The organism is Bacillus sp. CD3-5, assembly GCF_006349665.1.
GTDB lineage: Bacteria > Bacillota > Bacilli > Bacillales > Bacillaceae_G > Bacillus_A > Bacillus_A paranthracis.
The window spans coordinates 43,674-70,047 of the sequence record NZ_VEPX01000004.1 but is presented as its reverse complement, the minus strand read 5'-3'; the positions used below and the strand labels follow the sequence as shown (position 1 = coordinate 70,047).

26 protein-coding genes and 2 pseudogenes are annotated in these 26,374 nt (G+C 35.7%); 19 read left to right on the top strand and 9 right to left on the bottom strand.

The genetic code is table 11. The features are described from left to right. Nucleotides 1-3: 3 nt before the first annotated feature. The 3 genes from yhaM (at nt 4) to FH036_RS09895 (ending at nt 1,984) form a co-directional block, all read left to right on the top strand. Nucleotides 4-948: a 3'-5' exoribonuclease YhaM gene (yhaM, locus tag FH036_RS09910; protein ID WP_139895650.1), complete on the top strand. Its 945-nt coding sequence runs from the start codon at nt 4-6 to the stop codon at nt 946-948. Nucleotides 949-1,182: 234 nt separating this feature from the next. Then, complete coding sequence (locus FH036_RS09900; RefSeq protein WP_000534161.1) at nt 1,183-1,491, top strand: hypothetical protein; 309 nt, start codon at nt 1,183-1,185, stop codon at nt 1,489-1,491. A gap of 235 nt (nt 1,492-1,726) precedes the next feature. Further along, nucleotides 1,727-1,984, top strand: a complete 258-nt coding sequence (locus FH036_RS09895; protein WP_087985658.1) for a hypothetical protein — start codon at nt 1,727-1,729, stop codon at nt 1,982-1,984. Between the two features lie 44 nt (nt 1,985-2,028). On the opposite strand, the pseudogene FH036_RS09890 reads toward FH036_RS09895, so the two are convergent. Continuing rightward, nucleotides 2,029-2,145, bottom strand: a pseudogene (locus FH036_RS09890) (N-acetylmuramoyl-L-alanine amidase C-terminal domain-containing protein); the annotation flags it as partial. A gap of 368 nt (nt 2,146-2,513) precedes the next feature. Here FH036_RS09890 and FH036_RS09885 point away from each other — a divergent pair. The 12 genes from FH036_RS09885 to glpD all read left to right on the top strand — a co-directional run bounded on the left by FH036_RS09885 (nt 2,514) and on the right by glpD (nt 14,286). Further along, complete coding sequence (locus FH036_RS09885; protein WP_139895649.1) at nt 2,514-3,458, top strand: ring-cleaving dioxygenase; 945 nt, start codon at nt 2,514-2,516, stop codon at nt 3,456-3,458. A 44-nt stretch (nt 3,459-3,502) separates the two neighbouring features. Further along, a complete protein-coding gene (locus FH036_RS09880; protein ID WP_139895648.1) occupies nt 3,503-4,480 on the top strand; it encodes a ring-cleaving dioxygenase in 978 nt (325 codons plus the stop codon). 256 nt (nt 4,481-4,736) lie between these two features. Beyond that, complete coding sequence (locus FH036_RS09875; protein WP_139895647.1) at nt 4,737-5,831, top strand: response regulator aspartate phosphatase; 1,095 nt, start codon at nt 4,737-4,739, stop codon at nt 5,829-5,831. Beyond that, nucleotides 5,831-6,055 (top strand): Phr family secreted Rap phosphatase inhibitor, encoded by a 225-nt coding sequence (locus FH036_RS09870; protein WP_044792643.1) that lies wholly within the window; start codon nt 5,831-5,833, stop codon nt 6,053-6,055. Before FH036_RS09875 ends, FH036_RS09870 begins: the two co-directional genes overlap by 1 nt. A 234-nt stretch (nt 6,056-6,289) precedes the next feature. Beyond that, nucleotides 6,290-7,165, top strand: coding sequence for an alpha/beta fold hydrolase (locus tag FH036_RS09865; RefSeq protein WP_180358378.1), 876 nt, complete (start codon nt 6,290-6,292; stop codon nt 7,163-7,165). A gap of 80 nt (nt 7,166-7,245) precedes the next feature. Next, nucleotides 7,246-7,446 (top strand): sporulation YhaL family protein, encoded by a 201-nt coding sequence (locus FH036_RS09860; RefSeq protein WP_000449227.1) that lies wholly within the window; start codon nt 7,246-7,248, stop codon nt 7,444-7,446. 155 nt (nt 7,447-7,601) lie between these two features. After that, nucleotides 7,602-8,453, top strand: a complete 852-nt coding sequence (locus FH036_RS09855) for a DUF2935 domain-containing protein (RefSeq protein ID WP_000554487.1) — start codon at nt 7,602-7,604, stop codon at nt 8,451-8,453. A 357-nt stretch (nt 8,454-8,810) separates the two neighbouring features. Further along, complete coding sequence (locus FH036_RS09850; RefSeq protein WP_139895646.1) at nt 8,811-9,260, top strand: helix-turn-helix domain-containing protein; 450 nt, start codon at nt 8,811-8,813, stop codon at nt 9,258-9,260. A 95-nt stretch (nt 9,261-9,355) separates the two neighbouring features. Then, nucleotides 9,356-9,916 (top strand): glycerol uptake operon antiterminator GlpP, encoded by a 561-nt coding sequence (glpP, locus tag FH036_RS09845; protein ID WP_000394287.1) that lies wholly within the window; start codon nt 9,356-9,358, stop codon nt 9,914-9,916. A 228-nt stretch (nt 9,917-10,144) separates the two neighbouring features. Next, nucleotides 10,145-10,966: a glycerol uptake facilitator protein GlpF gene (glpF, locus tag FH036_RS09840; protein ID WP_044792645.1), complete on the top strand. Its 822-nt coding sequence runs from the start codon at nt 10,145-10,147 to the stop codon at nt 10,964-10,966. A 13-nt stretch (nt 10,967-10,979) separates the two neighbouring features. Next, complete coding sequence (gene glpK, locus FH036_RS09835; protein WP_000759987.1) at nt 10,980-12,470, top strand: glycerol kinase GlpK; 1,491 nt, start codon at nt 10,980-10,982, stop codon at nt 12,468-12,470. A 133-nt stretch (nt 12,471-12,603) separates the two neighbouring features. Continuing rightward, complete coding sequence (gene glpD, locus FH036_RS09830; protein ID WP_044792646.1) at nt 12,604-14,286, top strand: aerobic glycerol-3-phosphate dehydrogenase; 1,683 nt, start codon at nt 12,604-12,606, stop codon at nt 14,284-14,286. A gap of 75 nt (nt 14,287-14,361) precedes the next feature. On the opposite strand, the gene FH036_RS09825 is transcribed toward glpD, so the two are convergent. After that, on the bottom strand, nt 14,362-15,939 hold the full coding sequence (locus tag FH036_RS09825) for an excinuclease ABC subunit C (RefSeq protein WP_139895645.1): 1,578 nt from the start codon (nt 15,937-15,939) through the stop codon (nt 14,362-14,364). Between the two features lie 428 nt (nt 15,940-16,367). On the opposite strand from FH036_RS09825, the gene FH036_RS09820 reads away from it, so the two are divergent. The 3 genes and pseudogenes from FH036_RS09820 (at nt 16,368) to FH036_RS09810 (ending at nt 18,593) form a co-directional block, all read left to right on the top strand. Beyond that, nucleotides 16,368-16,901 (top strand): sigma-70 family RNA polymerase sigma factor, encoded by a 534-nt coding sequence (locus FH036_RS09820; RefSeq protein ID WP_098347357.1) that lies wholly within the window; start codon nt 16,368-16,370, stop codon nt 16,899-16,901. A gap of 4 nt (nt 16,902-16,905) precedes the next feature. Beyond that, on the top strand, nt 16,906-17,313 hold the full coding sequence (locus tag FH036_RS09815) for a PadR family transcriptional regulator (protein ID WP_042874536.1): 408 nt from the start codon (nt 16,906-16,908) through the stop codon (nt 17,311-17,313). 7 nt (nt 17,314-17,320) lie between these two features. Next, nucleotides 17,321-18,593: pseudogene (locus FH036_RS09810) on the top strand (FtsW/RodA/SpoVE family cell cycle protein). Between the two features lie 97 nt (nt 18,594-18,690). Here the strand turns inward: FH036_RS09810 and FH036_RS09805 are convergent. From FH036_RS09805 to FH036_RS09790, 4 genes are all read right to left on the bottom strand, one after another. Next, nucleotides 18,691-19,254 carry a hypothetical protein gene (locus FH036_RS09805; protein WP_138322364.1) on the bottom strand — a complete coding sequence of 188 codons (564 nt, stop codon included), beginning with the start codon at nt 19,252-19,254 and terminating at the stop codon, nt 18,691-18,693. 88 nt (nt 19,255-19,342) lie between these two features. Further along, on the bottom strand, nt 19,343-21,676 hold the full coding sequence (gene helD, locus FH036_RS09800; protein WP_139895644.1) for an RNA polymerase recycling motor HelD: 2,334 nt from the start codon (nt 21,674-21,676) through the stop codon (nt 19,343-19,345). Nucleotides 21,677-22,113: 437 nt separating this feature from the next. After that, complete coding sequence (prsA, locus tag FH036_RS09795; protein WP_139895643.1) at nt 22,114-22,977, bottom strand: peptidylprolyl isomerase PrsA; 864 nt, start codon at nt 22,975-22,977, stop codon at nt 22,114-22,116. 425 nt (nt 22,978-23,402) lie between these two features. Continuing rightward, a complete protein-coding gene (locus FH036_RS09790; protein ID WP_000172692.1) occupies nt 23,403-23,597 on the bottom strand; it encodes a hypothetical protein in 195 nt (64 codons plus the stop codon). Between the two features lie 118 nt (nt 23,598-23,715). On the opposite strand from FH036_RS09790, the gene FH036_RS09785 reads away from it, so the two are divergent. Beyond that, entirely contained in the window at nt 23,716-24,051 is a 336-nt protein-coding gene (locus tag FH036_RS09785) for a DUF1878 family protein (protein ID WP_000383651.1), read from the top strand. 5 nt (nt 24,052-24,056) lie between these two features. On the opposite strand, the gene FH036_RS09780 is transcribed toward FH036_RS09785, so the two are convergent. The 3 genes from FH036_RS09780 to FH036_RS09770 form a co-directional block, all read right to left on the bottom strand. Next, complete coding sequence (locus FH036_RS09780) at nt 24,057-24,614, bottom strand: HTH-type transcriptional regulator Hpr (RefSeq protein WP_000834918.1); 558 nt, start codon at nt 24,612-24,614, stop codon at nt 24,057-24,059. A gap of 298 nt (nt 24,615-24,912) precedes the next feature. Then, complete coding sequence (locus FH036_RS09775; RefSeq protein WP_000030301.1) at nt 24,913-25,275, bottom strand: YtxH domain-containing protein; 363 nt, start codon at nt 25,273-25,275, stop codon at nt 24,913-24,915. Nucleotides 25,276-25,453: 178 nt separating this feature from the next. Beyond that, nucleotides 25,454-25,888: an HIT family protein gene (locus FH036_RS09770; RefSeq protein ID WP_001016840.1), complete on the bottom strand. Its 435-nt coding sequence runs from the start codon at nt 25,886-25,888 to the stop codon at nt 25,454-25,456. Nucleotides 25,889-26,374: the final 486 nt, after the last annotated feature.

The following is a 26,374-nucleotide window of genomic DNA, read 5'->3' as shown; positions in this document are numbered from 1 at the left end:
CGAATGAAAAAGAAAATTGCAGAGTATGAAGTTGGTGAACAAGTCGATATTTTCTTGTTAATTAAAACAGCGACAAAAGGTATCGCGAGCAATGGAAAGCCATTTTTAACAGTAATCTTACAAGATCCAAGTGGAGATATTGAAGCGAAATTGTGGGACGTATCACCAGAAGTTGAGAAACAATATGTAGCGGAAACAATCGTGAAAGTGGCTGGAGATATTTTAAACTACAAAGGCCGTATTCAATTACGTGTGAAACAAATTCGTGTTGCAAATGAAAATGAAGTAACAGATATCTCAGACTTCGTAGAAAAAGCACCAGTGAAAAAAGAAGATATGGTTGAGAAAATTACGCAATACATATTTGAAATGAGAAACCCTAACATTCAACGTCTAACGAGACATTTATTGAATAAGCATCAAAATGAATTTTTAGACTATCCGGCAGCGACAAAGAATCATCACGAATTCGTATCTGGATTAGCGTATCACGTCGTATCGATGCTTGATTTAGCGAAAGCTATCTCAAATCTATACCCATCATTAGATAAAGACTTACTTTATGCAGGCGTTATTTTACACGACCTTGGTAAAGTAATCGAATTATCTGGCCCAATTTCTACAACATACACGTTAGAAGGAAATTTACTAGGCCACATTTCTATTATGGTGAACGAGATTGGTAAAGCAGCAGATGAGCTGAACATCGATGCAGAAGAAGTATTAATTCTTCAACACATCGTCCTTTCTCACCACGGAAAAGCAGAATGGGGTAGTCCAAAACCACCATTAGTGAAAGAAGCAGAAATTCTGCACTACATCGATAACTTAGATGCAAAAATGAACATGATGGACCGTGCATTAGGACGCACAAAACCAGGCGAATACACTGAGCGTGTCTTTGCTCTTGATAATCGTTCGTTCTATAAACCGACGTTCCATAATTAATAGTGTGAATTGAATGGCCTCATTAAGTGTTAAAAGCTTAGTGGGGCTGTTTTCTTTATTAAAAATGAAATAGTTAAAAAGAATCTTTGAAGGTATTTTTAAAGTTGGATATGCGACAGCTCATGCTAAAACGGTCCCTTGGAAAGCTCCTGATTCAGAGCCTTTCAACCCACTGGACGAACACTTTAAAATCCCTTTAGATAAAGTATTTGATTAATTAAGGAGTGAATTGAAATGGGAAGATACCCAACGATTACAATAATAAAAGAATTAGATAATAGCGAATATACGATTTATAGTTTTGGTCCTACTATTGAGATTTGCGAGCAATACCCAGAAATGTATGAAAGATGGCGTTTTAAAATTTTGAAAGATAAAATAAGCTTTGAAGAAGGCTATGTTTTACTTGATGATTTGCCTAAGGAAGATTTTCAATTATTTTACAAGTGCGCCTTTAAGATATATAAGCAAATTGATGAACATGGTGGAATGGAGAATATTAAAAATATTGATTTACCAAATCAAATTTCATTTATTATTTAAAAGATATAATGGGGTAACCTAACCATGAAATAAAAGGGGTGTTCTATCTGAAGACGCTCTTTTATTTTACTAGCAACCATTTTGCATATACTATTAATACATTTAGAGGACTTCCATATTGAATTTTTAAAAGAAGACTATGCATTCCTAATAATTTTAAAATAGAAATTAGGGGATCATTTTTCTCGAATAAATCCAAACATAAAATTCAGCATAAATAAGGAGGTCTTTACATATGGCAATATGTTTATTAATGACTAAAGAATTTGAGAATGAAGAGATAGTTGTTTATCAATACTATCCTTCTGAATCACCCGCTAAAATAGGTAAGATGCACTATAATAAAAAGGAACGAATGTTTTATGACATAGAGCAAGCTCCAGTGGATTCCTTAAATATGAGAGAACATTATTTTAATTGTGCGTGTACTAGGATTGTGCGATGTCTTAGAAAGAACGAAGAATTTCCAGATAGCATGGCATATGAAGCATAATGAAACGAACATAAAAAAAGCCACCCAGCAGGAAGGATCTTATCTTACTTAACCTCATACCACCAACATCTACGATCAAGGTATCTTTTCATTCCATTAAGTTGCCCATCAGGTGTTTCATAGGGTGAGAAAGCTCCTGATTTGATGATGTTTTGTTTTGCTGATGGCGTTGCAACTTTAATCTAGATTGACGGTTCTTTTCTCCACGAATGTTTTTTATATTTACTAAACCATTCTCCAGTCCAAAATGTTATTCATTAAAAAAATATCTCGAATTTGAGATTTTTCTCTTGCTTTTTAATCACTTGAGTTGTAAAGTGATAGTAACGAAAGCGATTGAGTCATATGAAAAACATACACTCAGTTGCTTTCGACTTACAAAACAAAGTAACTTATGCAGTAAAAACTAAGATGAATTTACAAAAATATAATTAAGAATAAATTGAAACATTAAAAACCATATTAGTTGTGGAAAATGTCATTTTTTTAGTTATCACTTGACTAGTAAAACGAAACGGAGGAATAAACAATGTATGAAATTAAAGGGCATCATCACATTTCGATGGTTACGAAAAATGCAAATGAAAATAATCACTTTTATAAAAATGTACTTGGTTTACGTCGCGTGAAAATGACAGTAAACCAAGATGATCCATCAATGTATCACTTATTTTATGGAGATAAAACAGGAAGTCCAGGTACAGAATTATCATTTTTTGAAATTCCTTTAGTAGGAAAAACGTACCGCGGTACGAATGCCATTACTCGAATTGGATTACTCGTTCCTTCAGAGGATAGCTTGCATTACTGGAAAGAAAGATTTGAGACATTTGATGTGAAACATAGTGAAATAACAACATATGCAAATCGTCCTGCTTTACAATTTGAGGATGCTGAAGGTCTTCGCTTAGTATTACTCGTTTCAAACGGAGAAAAAGTAGAGCACTGGGAAACTTGGGAGAAATCAGAAGTTCCTGCAGAGCATCAAATTCAAGGAATGGGTTCTGTGGAAATGACAGTTCGTAGACTTGATAAAATGGCGAGCACACTTACAGAGATGTTTGGTTATACAGAGGTTAGCCGCAGCGAAGAGGAAGCAATTTTCCAGTCCATTAAAGGAGAGGCTTTTGGAGAAATCGTTGTGAAATATTTAGATGGTCCTACTGAAAAGCCAGGACGCGGTAGCATCCACCATTTAGCAATTCGTGTGAAAAACGATACAGAGCTTGCTTATTGGGAAGAACAGGTGATACAAAGAGGCTTCCAGTCTTCAGGAATCATCGACCGTTTCTATTTTAAAAGCTTATATTTCCGCGAATCAAACGGAATCCTATTTGAAATTGCGACAGATGGACCAGGATTTACAGTTGATGGAGATGTGGAACATTTAGGAGAAAAACTTGATTTACCACCGTTCTTAGAAGATCAGCGAGCAGAAATTGAAGCAAAATTAGCACCTATTGAAGAGAAGTAATAGAAGAGAAAATATAACTTTAAAAACCATTGGAGGAATATAAAATGAATCAATTAAAAGGAATTCACCACGTTACAGCCATTACAAGTAGTGCAGAAAAGAACTATGAGTTTTTCACTCACGTTTTAGGAATGCGTTTAGTTAAAAAAACAGTAAACCAAGATGATATTCAAACGTACCATTTATTCTTCGCAGATGATAAAGGTAGTGCAGGAACAGATATGACATTCTTTGACTTCCCAGGTATTCCAAAAGGAGTACACGGTACAAATGAAATTTCAAAAACTTCATTCCGAGTGCCGACTGATGCGGCGTTAGAGTATTGGGTGAAACGTTTTGAGCGTCTTGCAGTAGAACATACAGGCATTAAAGAGCAATTCGGTAAGAAAACTCTTTCTTTCGTTGACTTTGACGATCAACACTATCAATTAATCTCAGATGAATTAGATAATGGAATAGAATCAGGTACACCGTGGCAAAACGGTCCAGTTCCATTAGAATACGCAATTACTGGCTTAGGACCTGTATTTATCCGTATTGCAAACTTTAGTTTCTTTAAAGAAGTGTTAGAAAAAGTTCTATTATTTAAAGAGGTTGCGCAAGAAGGAGAATTCTATTTATTTGAAGTAAACGAAGGCGGAAACGGTGCCTCTGTTATTGTGGAACATAATACGGTCCTTCCAGAAGCAAGACAAGGTTTTGGTACAGTGCACCATGCTGCATTCCGCGTAGAAGATCGCGCTGTATTAGAAGAGTGGATTGAGAGAATCGGTAGCGTTGGACTTCCTTCATCTGGCTATGTAGATCGTCACTTCTTCGAGTCATTATACGCAAGAGTTGCGCCACAAATCTTATTTGAATTTGCAACAGACGGCCCAGGGTTTATGGGAGATGAGCCATACGAAACACTTGGCGAAAAATTATCTTTACCTCCATTCCTAGAGCCAAAACGTGAAGAAATCGAAAAATTAGTTCGTCCAATTGATACAGTGAGAAGTACGAAGGAATTTATTAAAGAGTAACAATAGAGAGAATAAGTAGGAGAGCAAGTAGTTTTAGCGGAACGCTGAAATTGCTTGCTTTTTTATTTGCCATATAAAATTTTCTGAAAAATGTTTCTCAAGTTTTTGAAATAGAAATATTTGGTATAATTCATTTGAATTATAAATTTTCTGACAATTATTTTTCAATACATAGAAAAGAGGTGATAATATACAATTTTGATAATTGTATAAATATCCTAATTTTGTAAGTTTGGAGAAAAGGAGATGCGGGTGTATGGGAGCAGATGTAGTAACAAAGGAGCAAATGAAACATTCTTTAGATGATTGGTATCGTGTAATGTTGCAGCAAGATTTTCTGCAATCAAAATCTTTGAAAGAAGAGATTGAATCGAAAATTAATGATTTCAAAGAGGAAAAGAATATATCCTTGTTCTATTCTTTATTAGAATTTCGTTATCAAGTATTAGTAGATAGTCTAAGTGTTACAAATAGTAGCTTTGATAGAATTGATTCTTTATATATTGTTGATGATAATGTTTTAACATATTATTATCATTTCTTTAAAGCGATTAAAGAAACATTAGTGACGAATTATAAAGCTGCAAGTGAGGAATTTGAGAAAGCAGAATTAATGCTAGGGAATATTACAAATCCAGTAGAGCATGCGGAGTTTTATTATCGACTTGGCTATTATTACTATCAATCATATCAACCAATTTTAGGAATTGATAATGTGAATAAGGCAAGAGAAGAGTTTGAGAGGCATAGTGGGTATGAACTAAGTGTAGCACTTTGTAAAAATATATACGGGCTATGTAGTGTAGACTTAAAGCAATTTTCGCTAGCAGAAGAAAGTTTCGATTCTGCATTAAATATTTTCCAACATCAACAAGTAGAACGATACATTTTAATGGTGAAAAGTAATTTAGGATGGTTATATGGAAGTCAAAATCTTTCAGAATTATCAATTCGTCATATTTCTGAAGTTGTTGAAAAATCACCTAAGCATTATAAAGGAGTATTTACTTTAGCTGAAGAGAATTACAAACTAAACAGAGTAGAATTAGCGAATGAGTTTATCGAATTAGGATTAAAAGTTTGTAATGAATTGAAAAATCAAGAGTTTCAATATCGCTTTATGATTTTAAAAGAATTGAATAAAAAATCCAATACAGCAGAATTAGAAAGAGTGGTCTTAGAAGGAATTTCATATTTTGAAAAGGAATCATTATGGGACTGTGTAGAAGAATATACTGAAAAGTTAGCAATACGATTTTATGAGGAATCAAATGATTCTAAAGCTAGTGAATATTTTTATATGAGTAATAAAGCGAGTAAAAAATACTTAGAAAAAGGAGCTTTGAAATAATGAAAAAATTAGGTGTGATAGTAACAGGATTAATAACAACGACTGTTTTAGCATTTGGTTTAAGTAGTTTAGGTGATCAGAGCCAGGCTTTAAATCGTGGTGACGGAGGAGCACCAGCAAGACCAGACTACGTTAACATTGGTGAAACAGGCGGAGCACCAGCAGATAATAGAGGCGATGGTGGCGGTATTAGTAAACAAGACTCACATGCTGACCATTTTTAGATTAAATAATAAAGTGAAGGGACCTCACAACGAGGTCCCTTTTCTTTTTACGACCAAAAAGAATTGACTTACTTTAAATATGTAACTATAATAGTTACAAAATAACCATCACTAATAACAGTGAGTAATATTTTTTTAATATAATTGTAACTGTTATAGTTACAATTAAAAATAATTATAAAACAACCAAATAATGTAAAAACTTTAAATAGCAACAAGAGAAAGGAGACGGGAATGTTGAAACGGTTTAAGTTTTATTTCATTAGCGGTATTGCGCTTGTTTTACTTATCGTATGTAACTTCGTTGATAAGCCGATTGCGAAGGTTGGAGAAGTGAAAGATACTGTTATGATGAAGCTGCATACGAAAGAGAGTATGGCGCAAATTGACGGGCAGACGATTTATTTTAAGAAAATTGGTGAGGGGAAACCTCCTTTACTTATGCTACACGGGTTTGGTGGTTCATCTGATGGATTTAGTGATATTTATCCGGAACTTGTAAAGGACCACACGATTATTGCAGTGGATATTTTAGGGTTTGGACGTTCTTCTAAGCCAATTGATTTTGAGTATTCGTTTCCTGCGCAAGTGAATTTATATTATAAGTTAATGAAGAAGCTTGGATACGATCAGTTTGCGGTGCTCGGTCATTCAATGGGCGGAGAGATGTCACTGAATTTAGCGTATTTATATCCGGACGCAGTGACGCATCTCGTTTTAGCAGATTCTACAGGAATTGAGTCTTTCCAGCAAAAAGAAAGTTATGAAGTGCCGCCATTATCAACGGACTTACAAACTGTAACAGAGATTACGGATTATAATAAAAGTGAAGTGAAAAATAGTCGCGATGATAAAGAGCATTATGATCAGCTGACGAAAATGAGAGAGCGCCGCATTGCGATGGAAGCCGATAAAATTAAGGTGCCGACTTTAATTATATGGGGACGACACGATAAGAGCGTTTCTTGGAAAAATGGTGAACTGTATCATGGGCTATTTGCGAATAGCACGTTTCATATTATTGAAAAAGGATACCACGCACCGTTTCGTCAGGAACCAATCGAGTTTATGGAATATGTACAAGCGTTCTTCGCGAAGAATCCACAATGATAAAATTTTAAGCATAAATGTACTTCTTTCCTCATACAGTGAAACTAATAAGGCTTGTCTAAGGAAAGGAATGAAGTAGAGTGGAAACTTTACCATGGTGGGTGTATCTTGTAATCGTTGGAATCGTATTAAGTGGCTACATGGTTTTATATACTTCAAAAAAAGAGCAAGAGATGGATAATGAGTTTATTGAAAAAGAAGGCGAAGTGTATATGAAGCGCTTAGCAGAGGAACGAGAGAAACGTAATCAGGATAGTGATAAAGATTCTGTATTGCTTTAATAGAAATGTTGAAAGGCTACCATCTAGTAGGTAGCCTTTTTCTTTTTTGGGAGCATGTATACGAGATTCATCATGAACTTTTATTGATGGCATTTATATATATGTTTCCTCATAAGAATGGAACTAGCGGGGTATTTTACTGGGGGGGATTAACAATGCATAGAGATGAAACATCATTACATCCTGATACAGGTGTTACATCTGTAATGTTTGTTGAGCGTTCATTAAATGAAATTCGTTTTTGGTCTAGAATCATGAAGGAACATTCTCTTTTTCTTCGCTTAGGGTTTAGATGCGAGGATACGCAATTAATCGAAGAGGCGAATCAATTTTATCGATTGTTTGAACATATTGAACAAATAGCGCATTCCTACACAAATGAAACAGATCCTGAGCAAATCAAAAGATTTAACGCAGAAGTACAACAAGCCGCAACTAATATTTGGGGGTTTAAACGAAAAATTTTAGGGTTGATTCTCACATGTAAATTGCCGGGACAAAATAACTTTCCACTGTTAGTTGACCATACGAGTAGGGAAGCTGATTATTTTAGAAAACGTTTAATGGAATTAAATGAAGGGAAATTAGATGCTCTTCCTGATGCTATTATTAAAGAAAATGTTTTCTTTTTACGGATTATGGCAGACCATGCTAAATTTATTGGCCATCTTCTTGATCCATCGGAAAGAAAGCTTGTAGATACAGCACGGAATTTTAGCAATGATTTTGATGCATTAATGTATCAAGCAATTGACTTAGAATCTATGAAACCACAATCCCAAACAGTCCCTCTTTTAGATCAATTTTTAGATCAAAATCGTGTGTCGGTTGCATCGCTTCGGGATTTTAAGAAAACAGCACGTGATTTAATTGAGCAATGTAAAATAAAAAGTATCATCCATCCATTATTAGCAGACCATGTTTTCCGTGAAGCTGATAGATTTCTTGAAATCATTGATATGTATGATGTTCATCTTACAAATATTCAATCACAACCTAGATATTAGAAGATAAGGAAAGATACTATTTTGCTTTCAGTTGAGAAGTTAACAATTTATTGTTAGCTTCTTTTTTTGAAGAAAAGGTTTGAAAATGAAACTTTACGTTATTCTTTTTGGAGACTGATAAGAAAGGATAGCGTATTTTTTATGCTCCCATTTAGTCTTTATTCGTATTAATTCTTTGTATTATTGTTCGGGAAATTATTATAGAAGAAAAATATATGAAACCTACATCGCATAGCATATGAAATAGCACCATTACAACCTGTAACGCACAAGTTGCACAAGCTACGCGACGACAACTCGCTTTACTCTTCATTATGTATTTGTCCATACTAGACGTAGAGAGGTGATAGACACAGTATGATTTTTAGTGAACGCTTAAAAGAAGAACGAGAAAAACGAAATTGGTCGCAAAGTGATTTGGCTGAAAAAATTCATGTCAGTAGGCAGTCTGTTTCGAAATGGGAGACGGGAAAGAACTATCCGAGCATTGAAATTATTATTCATTTAAGCGATTTGTTCGGTATTACGATTGATGAACTGCTAAGGAGTGATGAAGAGTTGACGCAAAAAGTAATCGAAGATAGTAAGCAATTAGCATATCCAAAATGGAAGGTGTTTTTCGATAGTCTCTTTATGATCGGGGTATTTTTGTTTCTTACAAAAATCGTTGTATGGACATTAAATAAGTTTGCAGGAGCGAGCATTACAATTTTAGCGGACGCACCATATGTAATGAGTTTTTTACCTTTCATATTAATGGTTATAGGTGGCACTGCTTCTGATAAGTTGAAGAATATGTATAGGTAAAAAAGATTTGAAAGAAATCCCCTACACTAGCTGTTCTTTTCACTCAAATTGTGTACTATAAAGGATAGGATGACATAAAGAAGGGGAAATTTAGAATGGAATTTCATGAACAAAAGATTTTGCCGGCAGTGAGGCAAATTAAAGATTTGGAAAAGCTATTACATAGTTCGTATGAGTATATCGTTATTTTAGATATTCATGTCGGTCAATTGAAGAGTGTTATATCGCTTGCGAAGCAATATTGTAAAAAGGTGTTTTTACATGTGGATTTAATTCATGGCTTGCAGAGTGATGGGCATGCGACGGAGTATTTATGTCAGGAGTTTAGACCGTACGGGTTACTTTCAACGAAGGCAAGCGTGATTATGAAGGCGAAGCAAAAAGGTGTTGTGGCAATTCAGCGTATCTTTTTAATCGATTCGAGTGCAATGGAGAAGAGTTGCAATCTTTTAGAAAAGACGAAGCCGGATTATATAGAGGTGCTCCCAGGAGCGTTAACGGACGTGATCGCTGAAGTGAAAGAGCGTACTGGTGTACCGATTTTAGCGGGTGGTTTCATTCGTACTGTTGATGATGTAGAGAGAGCTTTAAATGCTGGTGCGACAGCAATTACGACATCAAAACGCGAACTATGGAAACATTACCAAAAAAAGTGACGAAAATGTGAAATAATTCTGTTGACACCGCTTTCATTAACAGTTAACATTATAGACAAGTTAATAAACGTGACGGAGAAAAGTAGAGATCCACATTTCATTGTTTCTATATAAATTTATATAGAAGCGTGCAAAGCTGTGGGTCTTTTTCTTTTGACAAAAACGAATGGCCATTCATTTTACCTCTATCACATTTGGAAGCGTTTAAATTGATTGTGGAGGGATACTATGTCAGCATTTTTAGGAGAGTTAATAGGGACTGCGTTGTTAATCGTACTTGGTGGCGGCGTTTGTGCTGGTGTAAGTTTAAAGAAGTCGTTTGCGAAAGATTCTGGTTGGATTGTTATTACAATGGGCTGGGGCTTAGCAGTAGCGGTTGCAGCGTATGCGGTTGGATCAATTAGTGGGGCACATTTGAATCCAGCTTTGACGATAGGATTAGCATTTAAGGGAGCGTTCCCATGGAGTGACGTACCTGGTTATATCGCAGCACAAATGATTGGAGCAATTATCGGGGCAGTTATCGTATATTTACATTACTTACCACACTGGAAAGAAACAGAAGATCCAGGAACAAAGTTAGGCGTATTTGCAACAGGTCCAGCAATTCCGAACACATTTGCAAACCTATTAAGTGAAATGATTGGGACATTCGTTTTAGTATTTGGTATATTAGCAATTGGTGCAAATAAATTTGCAGATGGATTAAATCCATTTATCGTAGGTTTCTTAATTGTAAGTATTGGTTTATCATTAGGTGGAACGACAGGATACGCAATCAACCCAGCACGTGATTTAGGTCCGCGTATCGCGCACTTCTTCCTTCCGATTGCAGGAAAAGGCGGTTCAAATTGGAAGTATGCATGGATTCCAGTAGTAGGTCCGATTTTAGGTGGATCACTTGCAGGATTATTCCATCAAGTTGTATTTGAAGGAAAACAAAATGCAGCACTTATTTATGTAATTATTGCAACAGTGATTATACTAGCAATCTCTTATATGACAAGCAAAAAAAGTGGAAGCAATACAAATAGTAGAAAAGTAGCATAAGGGGGAAACCGATATGAAAAAATATATTCTTTCATTAGACCAAGGAACAACTAGCTCACGTGCAATTCTGTTCAATAAAAAAGGTGAAATTGTTCATTCAGCTCAAAAAGAATTTACACAACATTTTCCAAAACCAGGTTGGGTAGAGCATAACGCGCAAGAAATTTGGGGATCTATTTTAGCAGTTATCGCAACTTGCTTAAGCGAAGCAGATGTAAAACCAGAACAAATCGCTGGTATCGGTATTACGAACCAACGTGAAACAGCGGTTGTATGGGATAAAACGACTGGTAAACCAATTTATAATGCTATCGTATGGCAATCTCGCCAAACAGCTGAAATTTGTGATGAGTTAAAAGAAAAAGGTTATGGCGAAATGGTTCGCGAAAAAACAGGTCTTTTAATTGACGCATACTTCTCTGGTACGAAAGTAAAATGGATTTTAGATAACGTTGAAGGTGCAAGAGAGAAAGCAGAAAACGGCGATTTATTATTCGGAACAATTGATACGTGGCTTGTATGGAAACTATCTGGTGGTAAAGCGCACGTAACGGATTACTCAAATGCATCACGTACGTTAATGTTTAACATTCACGACTTACAATGGGATGATGAACTTCTAGACATGTTAACAGTACCAAAGAGCATGCTTCCAGAAGTACGTCCATCATCTGAAGTGTATGGAGAAACAATTGACTATCACTTCTTCGGTCAAAATGTACCGATTGCAGGTGTAGCTGGTGACCAACAAGCGGCATTATTTGGACAAGCTTGTTTCGGTGAAGGTATGGCGAAAAATACTTACGGAACTGGTTGCTTCATGTTAATGAACACTGGTGAAAAAGCAGTAGCTTCTGAGCATGGCCTATTAACAACAATTGCATGGGGAATAGATGGTAAAGTAAACTACGCATTAGAAGGAAGTATTTTCGTAGCAGGTTCTGCAATTCAATGGTTACGTGACGGAATGCGCATGTTTAAAGATGCAAGTGAGAGTGAAGTGTACGCTTCTCGCGTTGAATCAACTGACGGTGTATACGTTGTACCAGCATTCGTAGGTTTAGGTACACCTTACTGGGATAGTGAAGTACGCGGCGCTATGTTTGGTGTAACGCGCGGTACGACGAAAGAGCACTTCATTCGTGCAACACTAGAATCTTTAGCTTACCAAACAAAAGACGTATTATGCGCAATGGAAGCAGATTCAGGTATTGAACTAAAAACATTACGCGTTGATGGCGGAGCAGTTAAAAATAACTTCTTAATGAAGTTCCAAAGTGATATTTTAGACGTTCCTGTAGAGCGTCCGGTAATCAATGAAACAACAGCTTTAGGTGCAGCGTACTTAGCTGGTCTTGCGGTTGGATATTGGAAAAACCAAGATGAAATTAAAGAACAGTGGCATATGGACAAACGCTTTGAACCAACGATGGAAGCGGAAACAAGCGAAGAGCTATATGCTGGATGGAAAAAAGCAATTGAAGCAACAAAAGCTTTCAAATAATCATAAACAGTGTTATAATGGTGACAAGTTAATAATTCGGTAGGAGATTTGGAGAGACCACAACACGCTATAGAGGCGAAATCTATAGCGGAGTTTGTGGTCTCTTTTTTCGTTATCAAAGGGAGGAATTACCATGAAATTTTCAAGTAAACAACGTAAAGACGTATTAAACGGAGTAAATAAACAAGAATTAGATGTGATCGTAATTGGTGGAGGTATTACTGGTTCTGGTATTGCATTAGATGGAGCAACACGCGGGTTATCAACAATTGTGTTTGAAATGCAGGACTTTGCAGCAGGTACATCAAGTCGTTCAACGAAGCTTGTACACGGTGGTCTACGTTATTTAAAACAACTTGAAGTGAAAATGGTAGCAGAGGTGGGGAAAGAGCGTGCGATCGTATATGAGAACGGTCCCCATGTAACAACACCAGAGTGGATGTTACTTCCGTTCCATACAGGAGGTACGTTCGGATCATTCAGTACATCAATTGGTCTTCGTGTATACGACTTCTTAGCAGGTGTAAAACGAAGCGAGCGCAGAAAAATGTTTAACCGTGAAGAAACGCTGAAGAAAGAGCCTCTTGTAAAACAAGAAGGATTAAAAGGCGGCGGTTACTACGTAGAATATCGCACTGATGATGCGCGTCTTACAATTGAAGTAATGAAAGAAGCAATTGAGCACGGCGCAAAAGCTGTTAACTACGCAAAAGTAGATAGTTTCTTATATAAAGATGGAAAAGTATGTGGTGTACGTGTAATCGATTTACTAGACGGAGAAGTATACGAAGTTTACGGTAAGAAAATTGTAAACGCAGCTGGCCCTTGGGTAGATACACTTCGTGAAAAAGATAACTCGAAAAAAGGAAAAGTACTTCAGTTATCAAAAGGTGTTCACTTAGTAATTGACCAAAAACGTTTCCCATTAGGTCAAGCGATTTACTTCGATACACCAGATAAACGTATGGTATTCGCGATTCCGCGCGGCGGAAAAACATATGTAGGTACAACAGATACGTTCTATGATAAAGACGCAGCTGTACCACAAATGACAACAGAAGATCGCACATACATCATTAATGCGATTAACTACATGTTCCCAAGCGTAAAAATTACGGAAAAAGACATCGAATCAAGTTGGGCTGGTGTACGTCCGTTAATTTACGAAGAAGGTAAGAGTGCATCTGAAATTTCTCGTAAAGATGAAATTTGGACTTCTGAATCTGGTTTAATTACAATCGCAGGTGGTAAATTAACAGGATACCGCAAAATGGCTGAAATGGTAGTAGACTACGTAACGAACTTACTACAAAAAGAAGGCCATAGTGCATATCCGAAGAGCTCAACGAAACATATGCCAATCTCTGGTGGACATGTAGATGGCTCTAAAGGACTACCAGCATTTATCGCGAAAAAAGCAGGAGAAGGTACGAAATACGGTTTAACAACAGCACAAGCAGAAGAATTCGCGAAATTCTACGGCTCTAACGTTGACGTACTGTTCGAATTAGCGAAAAAACATAAAGACGAAGCGAAAGAATACAACATGCCGCTAGACGTTCTAATCCCACTTGTATACGCAATGGATTACGAAATGACAGCAAAACCAGTCGACTTCTTCGTACGCCGCAGAGGTGCTGTATTCTTCAACATCCACTGGGTATACGAGTGGAAAGAAGCAGTAATCAACTACATGGCTGCAAAACTAGGCTGGAGCAAAGAAGAGCAAATGAAATACACAGCAGAACTAGAAAAAGCATTAACAGACGCTGTCATTCCTGTAGATCAACAAGAACATGCAGCTGCATTAGCATAAAATAGAAAACCACCTGAAGGGGAGCCTTTAGGTGGTTTTTATTGTATCGCATTTTAATTTGTCTAGTTTTGAAGTTTATTTTTTCTTCTTAATAGACAACTTTGTAACAAATGGATGGTGATCTAGTTGAGCATTTGAAATGCATTTATTTAAGCAACTATCATTTTCAGAAACATATGTAGTGAATTTGGTTTCAGCATCAGTTAATTTATGGAGCCTATTAAATACAGTTTCTAATTTATATAATCTTTTATCTTTAATTGTATAGTCATTAATTCCGTGTTTATACTCAGATAAAATGGATATGAAAGAATTATCTATCTTATTCCGTTTTAAACGAGAAATGGTAAATGGATTTGGTCTTTTAGTGTAAGAGTCATGAAAAAACTTTTCAATGTATGCCACCCCGCGCCTACAGTCTTCGGTAGTTTCATTTTTAATATAATAATCTTTTTGAATTTTCTTGCCCTCTGGATTGATATAACAATAATCAATTCTAATAATATATGATTCTTTTCTATAGTGTTTGCTTCTGTTAATCCCGTTGTTGGAAAAATAAACCTGAAGATGGCAAGTGTTTACAGGGGGATCTTCTTTATCTATCTTTAATGAAATAGTATTAGGTTTGTCCTGTAAGGAAAAAGGTCTAAATTCACATATAGGAAAGATTAATTGATACCTTTTATGCAATAGTATTTTCTGTTCTGTGTTATAAGCTTTACGGTGGAACATCAACTCAGTTCTTTTTTGAGATACTATGTGCTCAAGTTTTTTTTCTTTTTGATTGAATAGGCCTATGTTTTTTAGGAAGCTCATAATAATTCCTGTAGGTCGTTGGTTTAATAAATCTTCATATTGTTCTTTGACCATTAGGTAATCTTTATGGCGTGCATCCAATTCTTGAACTGCATGTATTTCATTTTCGAGATTATAACGGCTGAATACTTGGTGAATATTAGAATTTACCTCTTTGCATTTTAATAGGGTTACATCATCTAATTCTTCTGTTCTCTTTAATAAGGGAATAATATCCCTATTAAATGCATGTTCAAAATTGAATTGTGTAAATCCATATTCATAATAAGAATATATATTATCTATATCCTTCTGACATAGGTCTAAAAAATTACTTATTTCTAATTTAGTTAATCTATCTCGTTTAAATTTAAACTTAATATTAGCAAGAAAAGAATTTAATTGATTAAAACCAAAAAATGAGGGTAATAACTTTTGGAAGTATTCTTGTTCCTTTCTTTCTAAATCCGTTTCATCAGCCTCTTCTAAAATAATCATACGAAAGTCTTGTAATGTACAGTTGTTTTCTAGCATATATTTGAAAATTTTACAGGTTTTAAATTTCCCTTCGTAGTATGATCCGAACTCGGAGAAGAAGTATTCATAATACTTTTCATAAGAAATTCTATTTAAAGAAAGTATTTCGCAGAGATGCTCTTTATATCTTCTTTGTATATCTTTCGACTGTCCTATGTATATCGGAACAAATTTATCACTATCGAAGTTATCTATATATATCATATATATGCCGGAAACTTTATACTTTGTTTCGGGTGTAACCTCTCTATATGCATTATCTTGTATGAGTTGTTTTACTCGTTCCTTTACATGATCTATTGTTATTGTGTTACTTGCCACGATGTACCTCCCAAATAAAGCATTAATAATTTTATTTATTAAGTTTACCAGTTTTTTAACAGGTAACGTATGTTTTATATTATTTGTTTTGAATTAATCCATATTATGAGTGGAAAATCTCGATAAAGTAGTGAGAAAGAGGAGAGTTTCTAAATATTTGAATTACCGCATCGGTATCTTACAAGCCTTTGGAAACCGCATATGGAAGAGGACTCAATTAAATAGGTTCTCTTTTTAATTTAGCGATGAGGGGAATCTTGAAGACAAAATCCGTATTACAAACCTAAAAAGCGCCTTGGGAGAAAGGCGCTCTTTCGGTGAATGTATTGTAACGACTATTCGGTTTATTATATGTAAGTAGCTGGAAAGTGTTTTATAAAACTTTTCCATACAGTGCGTCGTCTAATATATGGGAAGGAGGAAATGATGTGGATGAATTAACGGTAGAAGCGTTTGAAATAGAGGATAAGGAACTCCTTATCGATGAAATTATGAACAAGTATGGGCAAGAAGTCCTGCAACTTGTGTATTCATATGTAAACAATAAAGAGGTTGCTGAGGATGTAACGCAAGATATATTTGTGAAATGTTATAAATCTCTTCATACATACAAAGGGAAGTCGAATGTGAAAACGTGGTTATGGAGAATTGCGATTAATCAATGTAAGGACTATATAAAAAGTTGGTATAACAAAAAGGTCGTCGTGACAGAGGATGAATCTGCTTATATAGGGGTTCAAAATGATAGTGTCGAACAAACTGTTATGCAAAATGCGGAGGACCGTGAGCTCGCGTCTGCGGTAATGAATTTACCGATAAAATACCGAGAAGTCATTTATCTATTTTATTATGAAGAATTATCAATTAAAGAGATTGCGATTGTAATAGATGTGAAGGAAAACACGATAAAAACGAGGCTGAAAAAAGCGAAGGAACTTTTGAAGAAAGGATTGGAGGAATAATCACATGGAAGATCGATTAAAAGGTTTGCGAAAATCAATGGAGAACACAACGTTTAAACATTTGAGTTTTTCTGATCAGCACCAAAAGCGGGTGCGCGAAAAAATCAATCAATCGTCCGAAAAAGAAGAAGATATCCTTTTAGCAGTGTTGCAACTTCTTATGAATGAAAAAACAGGTTATGAATTGATGCAGCTGTTGCGGGGGAGAGGGATTCAAAAATTCGAAGGTGATGAAGGGTCTCTATACACTTTATTACATCGGCTAGAGCAGAATCGCTTTATCCAATCTAGCTGGGACCACGCGGGAGCTAAATATTATCAATTAAATGATAAAGGAAACAAGATGGTACGAAAGGCAGAGAAGAATGCTACGAAGGCACGATTTATATTAAAAGGATTAGTACAGGAGTGAGAACAAATTGAACAAAAAAGGGGAGCATTTTTTAAAAGAGGTTACGAACCATATTAAATCAAAAGAAGCGAAGGACTTGGTGGCAACGGAACTAGACTTTCACTTAAAACAGGCGAAGAATATGTGGATAGAAAAAGGGTTAAGTGAGGAAGTTGCTGAAGATAAGGCCGTTGAACAAATGGGGAGTCCGATTAAACTGGGGCAGGAACTTAACAAACTTCATAAGCCAAAGGTTGATTGGTTTTTAATTGGTTTATTAGTGGCTGCGATGGGGTTAGGGTTTTTGCCGGTTATAGCCTTTGGATACATGAATGATTTACTAATGGATAAGGTGATAGCTGTTGTTCTTGGTATTGCAACAGCGTTAGGGATGATGCTGATTGATTACCGAAAATTAGAAAGACTCGGATGGCTGTTTTATACAATTGGGGTACTGATCTTGTTAATGATATACTGTTTTCCGAACGCTTCGATACTTGGAGAACGGATAATAAAAGTTGGTCCTATTGCAATTGATCGTTTAATGTCAGTACCGTTCTTTTTTCTAGCTTGGGCTTCTTTTTTTCAATAACAATAGATTGAAAGTTAGGTATCTTGTAGTGTTGTATTTATTTTCTTTGTATCTATTCTTAATTGGCGCAGCTTTTTCAGTGATTTTTATTTATATCACGATGGTATTCGTTATGCTTTGGTGGAGTAAGTTAGGGAAGAAAAAGGCATTAATTATTACAATTGTACCAATCTGTTTATTGATTATAGGGGCCTATTTTTCCTGGGCCACAGTAAAAGGAGTTTATTTGGATAGATTTTTAGGGTATTTGAATCCAGAGCGTGATGCACAGGGCGCAGGATTTATGTATATACGTTTAAAAGAGGTAATGTCGTCAGCAGGGTGGTTTGGTACATCTGGAGATACAAAATTCATCCCTGCTCCGGATACTGATTTTGTATTTGCGAGTTTGACTTACTATTATGGGTATTGGCTTGCGTTAATTCTTGTCTTCGTTCTTTCTCTTTTTGTAGCAAGATTAATAGTCATCTCTTATAAAGTAAATGATCGGTACGGTAAATTGCTGCTCGTTGGTGGATTGACTCTTTTTGTATTCCAGTTCATTTATAATGTTGGGATGATACTAGGATTATTGCCGCTTGCTGCTATATCCTTACCTTTTATTAGTTATGGATTAACGCCGACTGTATTTCATGCGCTTATAATGGGGATTGTGCTGAGTGTGTATAGACGTAAGGGTGTTTCATTCAGAATGAGAAAAACACCTTGATACTTATATAAGTTGCATATAAAAGAATGCATTATTATGATCAAGTGCAAACGTAAATAGATAGCAAAAGGGGGGGGAAATAACCCTCTTTTCGTGTTTAAATAAGTGCACTTGCTTTTATAGAAGTGCATAATTCAGAACGAGATATCGATTCAGCTAGTTGTTGTAAATAAGTGTATTCTTCTTCATCTTTTTCGGAAGTGTCAGGATCTAATAAAGGTGAGGATAGAAGTACGTCAATCGTAAGAATGTCTGCATCGTGAGAAGTGATGTGATAACCTGCAAAAACAGGTTGTTTTAAGTCTTTTACTTTTTGAATCATCTGATGGAATTTCGTAACACTTATATGGATTTGTGCGAATGGAAAGCATTTTTGGGTAGGATTCCCGATGGTCTTTCTAATTTTATAATCGTATACATAGTAGTACTTTTCTTGCTGTTTGAGTGTTTGCAACTCTTTCGTTAATAAGTGGTATTTGTCTGTAAGTCCAGTTGTAAGTGCATCGTGTTCTTCGCCAACTAATAATGTGAAAGGTCTTGGTGAGGAGATTGCAATGGTGCGGACGTTTAGGTCAGTAAAAGTGTGCTTAGATTGTAAAATGGTATGTAATTTTTCGGTAGGAAACTCACCGTCATAAATAGCAATAAAATAGTGGTTCATCTTTTCACTCCTTAACTTTTTTCTAAACTGATATATTCTACTTTAAAGGTGTAAGTCCTGCATAAAAAAGAAAACACCTTGATTGTTATCAAGGTGTTGTAATAAGCTCAAAACTCTCCGAATCAGCCTCAAGAATAAAAGGACTAACCTCGCCAACGCTATAAAGTTGTAATTCATGCATTGCGCGCGTACAAGCAGTGTAGAATAATCTACGAACGCTCTCATCGCTGTATACATCTTTAGAAGCATTGTAAATAATAACGGCATCAAATTCGATACCTTTCGCTAAGTAAGCTGGGATCACGACGATGCCTTGCTCATACTCGGCTGAGTTACTCTTCACGAGTTTAATATTCTCGATATGATTAAGTGCTTCGTAAGCAGCGGCACTTTCAGCTGCAGATTTACATATAATTGCGATCGTATTGTGCTGCTCTGTTTGTAGTTCAGCAATTTTGGCAGTAATATGTTCGTGCAGTTCGCTCTCATTTAATACTTTCGTCACTGTAGGTTTCTCTCCGTCACGTTCAAAGGCGTGAATGTTCTTGCCTTCCGGTACGAGAGCACGTGTAAATTCAATAATTGGTTTTGTTGAGCGGTAGCTACGGGTTAAGTTAATGCCGTTCGTTTCGTCTGGTCCGTATAAGCTAGTAAGTGTATTGAAATTCACTGCTTCACTCGCATGGGCAAAGATCGCTTGGTTAAAGTCTCCGAGTACAGTCATTCTTGCAGCAGGGAAGAGACGTTTTAAAAACTCGAACTGAAACGGTGAATAATCTTGCGCTTCGTCTACGAGTACGTGTTTAATTGATCGGTTCGTTTGGAAGCCTTCAATTAACTCTTTTAAAAGTAAAAATGGAGTTGCATCCTCGTAATATAATTTTCCTTCATCGAGCATGTTCACCGTTACAGAACAAATGTCATCCCAGTCTTTCGGCTTTTCTCCCGTAACCCATGATGCATCTGTGAATAGCTGTTTATATATGCCTGTGAAATTGATAAAGCGCAATGTTTGAACACCTTTGCGAAGTGGTTTTAATTTTTTACGGACAATCATACGTCCAAGTACTTTCGCTTCTTTCTCAAAATCGTTAAAGGAGTTGTCGTCAAACTCACCTTTTTTCTGTAAATATTTATAAGCCTTTTGATATTCATCTTTACTAAGTAGTTCAATTTCTTCTTCTACCCAAGGCTTTTTCAGTTCTGCTTTTTCAAGTGCATCTATTTGCTTATTTAGCCAATCCGTTAACTTCTCAATACGGCTATGGAAGCGGAGGGAGGAGTCGGTATTGTAAAACTGCTCTGTAATTTCTTTAGCAGAGACAATTAACTTTCCTCTAAATTTCATTCCTCTAAATAGCATGCCTGATGATTCAAGAGATTGTCTGTACGCTCTAATCATCTCGAAAAATTGAGTAGATGCTTTAAATCGAATGCTCGCATTTCTCGTTTTATAGATAGGGCTATTCGTTTCAGTTAACATATATTCTAATTGTTCATAAGGATCTTCAATATCAAATGACTTGCTTAGTCTATGGTTTAAATATTCTTGGAACGTCACTTGCTGCATATTTTCTTCACCGAGTTCAGGTAGTACGTTAGAAACGTAGCTATTGAACATAGAGTTAGGGGAGAAGAGAATAATTTGATCCGCTTTTAACCATTCGCGATATTTATATAATAAGTAGGCGATTCGTTGCAGGGCAGCTGACGTTTTACCGCTACCAGCAGCTCCTTGCACGATAAGGAGTCGGCCTTCATCGTGACGAATAATTTCATTTTGCTCGCGCTGAATCGTAGCGACGATACTTTGCATATGTTTGTTTGTACCTTTTCCGAGCGCTTGTTGCAAGATTTCATCGCCAATTGTAAGGCTCGTATCGAACATAGAATCAATCTCGCCATTTTGAATAATGTATTGTAATTTTTTCTCCACATTACCGTGAATTATGCCTCCTGGTGTACTGTATTCAGCTGGTCCTGGTGGATAATCGTAGTACACACTTGAAATGGGTGCGCGCCAGTCATATATAAGAAAGTTTTCTCCGCTTGCATCAGTAAGCGTGGCTACACCGATATAAATTTGCTCCGCAGCAGATTCTCCTTCTTCTTTAAAATCAATTCGTCCAAAATAAGGTGCTTTATGCATGCGTCTTAATGCGGCAAGTCGATTAAAGGTGTGCTTATGAGTAATTTGTGTGACAGCTAGTGACTGAGCTTGTTGCCTTAAGTTGATAACTGTTTCAAGATAATCATCAAAAGTATCAGTATTCACTTTCACATCATCCCAAAAGTGTTTACGAATATTGATTACTTCTGCCCGGCGTCTGCCAGTTTCGTTTTCCAGTTTATCAATTTGCTCCGTAATCGTTTCTATTACGGTATCCAATCGTTTTTGCTCTAAATCAAGTTTTTTGTTCATACGGTAAGCACTCCTTTAAAAGTGAAAAATAGGGGTTGACTGAAGATGTATTTTGGTGTAAAATTAAGATACGGATAAATACGTACCTTCAATTTCGGAAAACGTGTTTCTGTACTAATTTAACATAGTTTTTTAATTTAATCAATGATAATAAGATAGACCTTGGTTCCGTGCGTGATGGAATCAAGGTTTTTTTGTGTTTCTTGAAGAGAGGGGCGCAATCATTGTCAGTTTTTGTCGGTAAGTCGATATATTTCGAGAATCGCCGATATAATTGGGGTTGCGCTGATATAATTGAAAAATCGCCGATATAATTAGAGTTGCGCTGATATAATTAAAAAATCGCTGATATAATTTCACTTGCCGAATCTGAACGTAGACCTAAAGTATCGAGAAGAGGGCAAACAAAAAAGCTCGGGCTAATCCCGAGCTTTTCATTATTTCTTTTCGTCTTTCTTAGCGTCAGCTTTTTTCTCTTCGAAAAGATCTTTTAAATCTTTATCTTCAACTTTTACGTCAGCTTTTTTGATTTCTTTCATCATAAGTTCGTTCATGAATTCGCCATCTTGTGCTTTCTTTTGAACGATTTCTTTTTTGATGTCAGCTTTAGATTGTTCGAATGATTTTTCCGGCTCTTTAATGTCTGTTACTTTAATGATATGGTAACCGAATTGTGATTTCACAGGTTCGCTTACTTCATCTTTTTTCAGTTTATAAGCAGCCTCTTCGAATTCTTTAACCATTTTACCAGGTCCGAAGAATCCTAAGTCGCCACCTTTTTCTTTTGAACCAGTGTCTTCAGAGTATTGTTTCGCTAACTCGTCGAAAGATTTACCTTGTCCAAGTTCTTCTTTAACTTTTTTAGCAGTTGCTTCATCTTTTACAAGAATGTGGCTTGCTTTAATTTCAGGCTTGTAGTTATCTTTTAATTCTTTATCAGTGATTGTTTTCTCGATAGCTTTTTCTTGCGCTAATTGAGCACGCACACCAGTTTTTAACGTTTCTTCTTTAATACCTTGTTGTTTTAATAGTGTATCGAATTGATCACCGTATTGTTTTTTCATTTCATCGAACTTTTTGTCTACTTCTTTGTCTTCAACTTTGTAGTTTTTAATAAGTACTTTTTCCATAACCATGTTATTTAGTACTTGTTTACCAGCTTGTGTCTTCATTTGCTCGTAGAATTCTTCTTTTGTAATGTCACCAGCTTTAGATGTAACGATTTTGTCTGATGATGATGTTCCACATGCTGATAATGCGATTACACTTGTTGCGGCTAAGGCAAGCATAGCTTTCTTCATTCGATAAACACTCCTACTATTATGTATTTTTAATTTATCCTATACCAATGAATTTTAGTTCATCAGAGCCCGGTTAAGTCTCACTGATACTTTTGCTTTTTATGTTGGTAAAGCGCGCTTAACAGGGCTTACCGTGGCTTAAGGATAAAGTTAAGATGCGTGTCATTTATTTCATAGTATAAGCAATATGTACAAAATTTAATATATCATATTTCGACGTGTTTTCATATTGATAAAGAAAAATTAACCAGTACGTGTCAGATTTTGAAGGTGTTCCATATTGGGCGTATGCCGCATATACAGAAAAGAGGAGGGGATGGGGATGAATTCTCAACTTATTTTATTACTTGTACTGTTTATTTTATTGGTTATAGTAGGTATAATTTGCTTATAGAGGAAAAAAGTGAGGAAGGGGCTTTCCTTCCTCACTTTCCATGAAATATAATTTCTATATAACTAGAAATTAATAAAATTGTTATACATACATTAATAACCCGAAAGACACCGGGTTGGCGGCTCGCAGATATTTGTTTTCGTTCACACAGTGTATGTGTCATGAAATTCGTGTAAAATATAACAAGAAGTGCGAATGCGACAAAAACAACTGTTATAAGTGTCATGAGGCGAGACCTCCTTTTGGCTAAAATACATATACTTTATATATTGTATCATACGATATTTTGTTCGTGTTATAAAATTCAGAAATAGAAGACTTTGTGTTAGAAAGTGAGGGAGAAAATGGACGTTGTTAGAAGATTAGAACAAGCTGAATACTATGTAGACCTACTATTTAAAATGATTGATGAAGAAAAGTGTCCATTTTATTCTTTGATCATAAAGAAAAAAGCTCGTAAAAAAGATATTGAACGTATACTAAATCTTTGTGAAATACTGAACGAGCAATATGTAGTGGAGAAAGCAGAAGGGCTTCTTTTGTTCGATGCGCTGTTGGATCAATTTGAAAAAGCGCTTCCACATCAGCTCGAAGTACACGAAACTGCGGAAGCGCTAGCAAAACAAGGTTTATTCAAACCGCTTATGAATGAATTCTTAAGCATGATTGCGAAAAAGTAAATAGATTACTTCTTAACTAACTTTTGATCGGATTCTGTAAAGTTCTCTTCAATATCTTCTAATGATTTCTCAAAAATATCGATGAAGTCTTGTCCGTAAATGTTACGCAAGATAGCAATCAGTTCGATATTTTCTGGGAACTTCCCATAAAAATTACGAAGTGCAAGAGCCCCATTAAACACTGAATTATTTTCAGGGTCATACTCCTCCATTAAGCGAAGTAGTAATTCTTCCCCTTTGTCTGTAATTTCGATGTACGTATTTCGTTTATCATCTTCTTTTTTCGAGAATACAAGATAGCCGCGTTCTTCTAACTTTTTCGAGAAGTTAAACGCCGTTGATACGTGCATAACTCCAAACTTAGCAATCTCAGAAATAGAAGCCCCTTTTAAATGATAAGCGATTGTTAAAATATGATGCTCATTAATGTTTAAATCATAAGGTTTAATCCACATCTGCCAATCTTTCTCTACACATTTCCATAACGCTTTCGATAATTGAGCAATGCGTTGGCTGAAAATCATCGCTTCTTTTACCGAGTAATCTTTTTCTCCACTTTTCATATACTCACCCACTTTAACATTCTTTTTCATTACTATCTATTATGCCAGTAAAATAAAAATTAATAAAGTCTTTTTGTGAGAATTGTGAAAATTTTTTAAAAAAATGACATTCTATACAAATCATGCATAACTATGGAAGCGGTTTATGAGTCGTGAATACATGTGTTGTCCATACATGTTAAGTGATAACATATATTGTAAATGCATAAAAACACGGCATATCTATGTGATATGCCGTATTAAGGTCAATTTATATAAAAAATATTTGTTATATGCAAAAAACTAAGCAGGAATTTGTTTACGCTTTTTCTGGAACAGCTTCTTGTAGTTTCTCAATTGATTTTTGAATGTCCAAAATCTCTTGCTCAATATGTCGTTTGTTTTGGGAAATATCTTGCTTCCAGTTAGAAAGTGTATCGTGCATGTCGTCTTTTAATTCTTGGAACACTTCTTTACCTTCTGAAGCAGTTTCAACGATTTGACGTTTTAATAATTTTGTATCAGCTGTAATATCAGCTAAAGTCTTTTTAATATCATTTCCTTTTTCTTTTAACTTACCGCGCATGTCTTTGCCAGAAGAAGGAGTTGAGAAAAGAACAGCTAGTCCAGCAACTGCTCCGCCGCAAATGACACCTGTAATAAAGGATTTAGCTTTTGACATAAAAGGAGACCTCCTTATTTTTTGTTCGTATTCATGATGTGAAAAAATATGCATATCTTTAAGAAGAGGGAAAGGAAAGTGTGCAGTCCCTGGCATCTTAAGTGGAGAAACAAGCCTTGCCATATTTAATCACTTTAGGAAAGTGGCTTGTTATGTATGACTACTTATTATAGTGTCACTATTTCACGCTATTTGCAATTGTACTTGCGATGTTTTGTAAATTTTCCATAGTGTATTCATTTTGATGTGATTTCCAAACAGCACCGAAACCATCGTTTTCACCGTAGCGTGGAATTAAATGAAGGTGGAAGTGGAACACAGTTTGTCCAGCTTTTTCACCGTTATTGTTAAGTAGGTTAAAGCCAACTGGATTAAACTCTGCTTTAATCGCATTTGCGATTTTTGGAACGACAGAAAAAATATGTGATGCGATTTCTGGCGTTAACGCAAAAATGTCTTGTTTGTGAACTTTTGGAATAACAAGAGTATGTCCTTTTGTTACTTGACTAATATCTAAAAATGCAAGCACATGTTCATCTTCGTATACTTTTGAGCAAGGGATTTGCCCGTCAATGATTTTGCAAAAAATACAATTATCCGCTGTATGATTCATTGATCTCATCCTTTCAAATATCCTTAGCCGTATTTTACCATAATTACATAAGAGAACAAACACGAAAAACAGGAAGCTGACTCAGCTTCCTGTTTTCTGAAGAGGGATTGAAAAAGCATTATCGTAATTTACGTTTCGCAGACACCTCATTTATTTTAAGAAATGCACGGTAAATCGGCTAAAGTTTCTGCCGTAGACACCCCATTTTCAAGTGAAATGAATTGCAATCTTTTTAAATGAAATTGTTTACTTTTTAAAACAGTATATGCTCTTTCGGAGACACCCCGTTTCGAAAATAAAACAAATAATCTGGTTATGTGTAAATTTCTTTGTCCAACATGGACACCCCATTTCATGATGACTTCACTATGTTGTTGTACTCATCAATAGGTGGTCGCTTTTTCAATGTGTTCCTTCTTCCTTAATTATGATGTCCGCTTTCGGGAAAATATATGCGAACAAATTTTAATTTTTTTTAAGCCATCG

Bases quoted from the DNA above. Each gene is read 5' to 3' on its own strand.
- yhaM (WP_139895650.1), top strand. From the start codon at position 4: ATGAAAAAGAAAATTGCAGAGTATGAAGTTGGTGAACAAGTCGATATT.
- FH036_RS09900 (WP_000534161.1), top strand. From the start codon at position 1,183: ATGGGAAGATACCCAACGATTACAATAATAAAAGAATTAGATAATAGC.
- FH036_RS09895 (WP_087985658.1), top strand. From the start codon at position 1,727: ATGGCAATATGTTTATTAATGACTAAAGAATTTGAGAATGAAGAGATA.
- FH036_RS09885 (WP_139895649.1), top strand. From the start codon at position 2,514: ATGTATGAAATTAAAGGGCATCATCACATTTCGATGGTTACGAAAAAT.
- FH036_RS09880 (WP_139895648.1), top strand. From the start codon at position 3,503: ATGAATCAATTAAAAGGAATTCACCACGTTACAGCCATTACAAGTAGT.
- FH036_RS09875 (WP_139895647.1), top strand. From the start codon at position 4,737: ATGGGAGCAGATGTAGTAACAAAGGAGCAAATGAAACATTCTTTAGAT.
- FH036_RS09870 (WP_044792643.1), top strand. From the start codon at position 5,831: ATGAAAAAATTAGGTGTGATAGTAACAGGATTAATAACAACGACTGTT.
- FH036_RS09865 (WP_180358378.1), top strand. From the start codon at position 6,290: ATGTTGAAACGGTTTAAGTTTTATTTCATTAGCGGTATTGCGCTTGTT.
- FH036_RS09855 (WP_000554487.1), top strand. From the start codon at position 7,602: ATGCATAGAGATGAAACATCATTACATCCTGATACAGGTGTTACATCT.
- FH036_RS09850 (WP_139895646.1), top strand. From the start codon at position 8,811: ATGATTTTTAGTGAACGCTTAAAAGAAGAACGAGAAAAACGAAATTGG.
- glpP (WP_000394287.1), top strand. From the start codon at position 9,356: ATGGAATTTCATGAACAAAAGATTTTGCCGGCAGTGAGGCAAATTAAA.
- glpF (WP_044792645.1), top strand. From the start codon at position 10,145: ATGTCAGCATTTTTAGGAGAGTTAATAGGGACTGCGTTGTTAATCGTA.
- glpK (WP_000759987.1), top strand. From the start codon at position 10,980: ATGAAAAAATATATTCTTTCATTAGACCAAGGAACAACTAGCTCACGT.
- glpD (WP_044792646.1), top strand. From the start codon at position 12,604: ATGAAATTTTCAAGTAAACAACGTAAAGACGTATTAAACGGAGTAAAT.
- FH036_RS09815 (WP_042874536.1), top strand. From the start codon at position 16,906: ATGGAAGATCGATTAAAAGGTTTGCGAAAATCAATGGAGAACACAACG.
- FH036_RS09805 (WP_138322364.1), bottom strand. From the start codon at position 19,254: ATGAACCACTATTTTATTGCTATTTATGACGGTGAGTTTCCTACCGAA.
- helD (WP_139895644.1), bottom strand. From the start codon at position 21,676: ATGAACAAAAAACTTGATTTAGAGCAAAAACGATTGGATACCGTAATA.
- prsA (WP_139895643.1), bottom strand. From the start codon at position 22,977: ATGAAGAAAGCTATGCTTGCCTTAGCCGCAACAAGTGTAATCGCATTA.
- FH036_RS09790 (WP_000172692.1), bottom strand. From the start codon at position 23,597: ATGACACTTATAACAGTTGTTTTTGTCGCATTCGCACTTCTTGTTATA.
- FH036_RS09785 (WP_000383651.1), top strand. From the start codon at position 23,716: ATGGACGTTGTTAGAAGATTAGAACAAGCTGAATACTATGTAGACCTA.
- FH036_RS09780 (WP_000834918.1), bottom strand. From the start codon at position 24,614: ATGAAAAGTGGAGAAAAAGATTACTCGGTAAAAGAAGCGATGATTTTC.
- FH036_RS09775 (WP_000030301.1), bottom strand. From the start codon at position 25,275: ATGTCAAAAGCTAAATCCTTTATTACAGGTGTCATTTGCGGCGGAGCA.
- FH036_RS09770 (WP_001016840.1), bottom strand. From the start codon at position 25,888: ATGAATCATACAGCGGATAATTGTATTTTTTGCAAAATCATTGACGGG.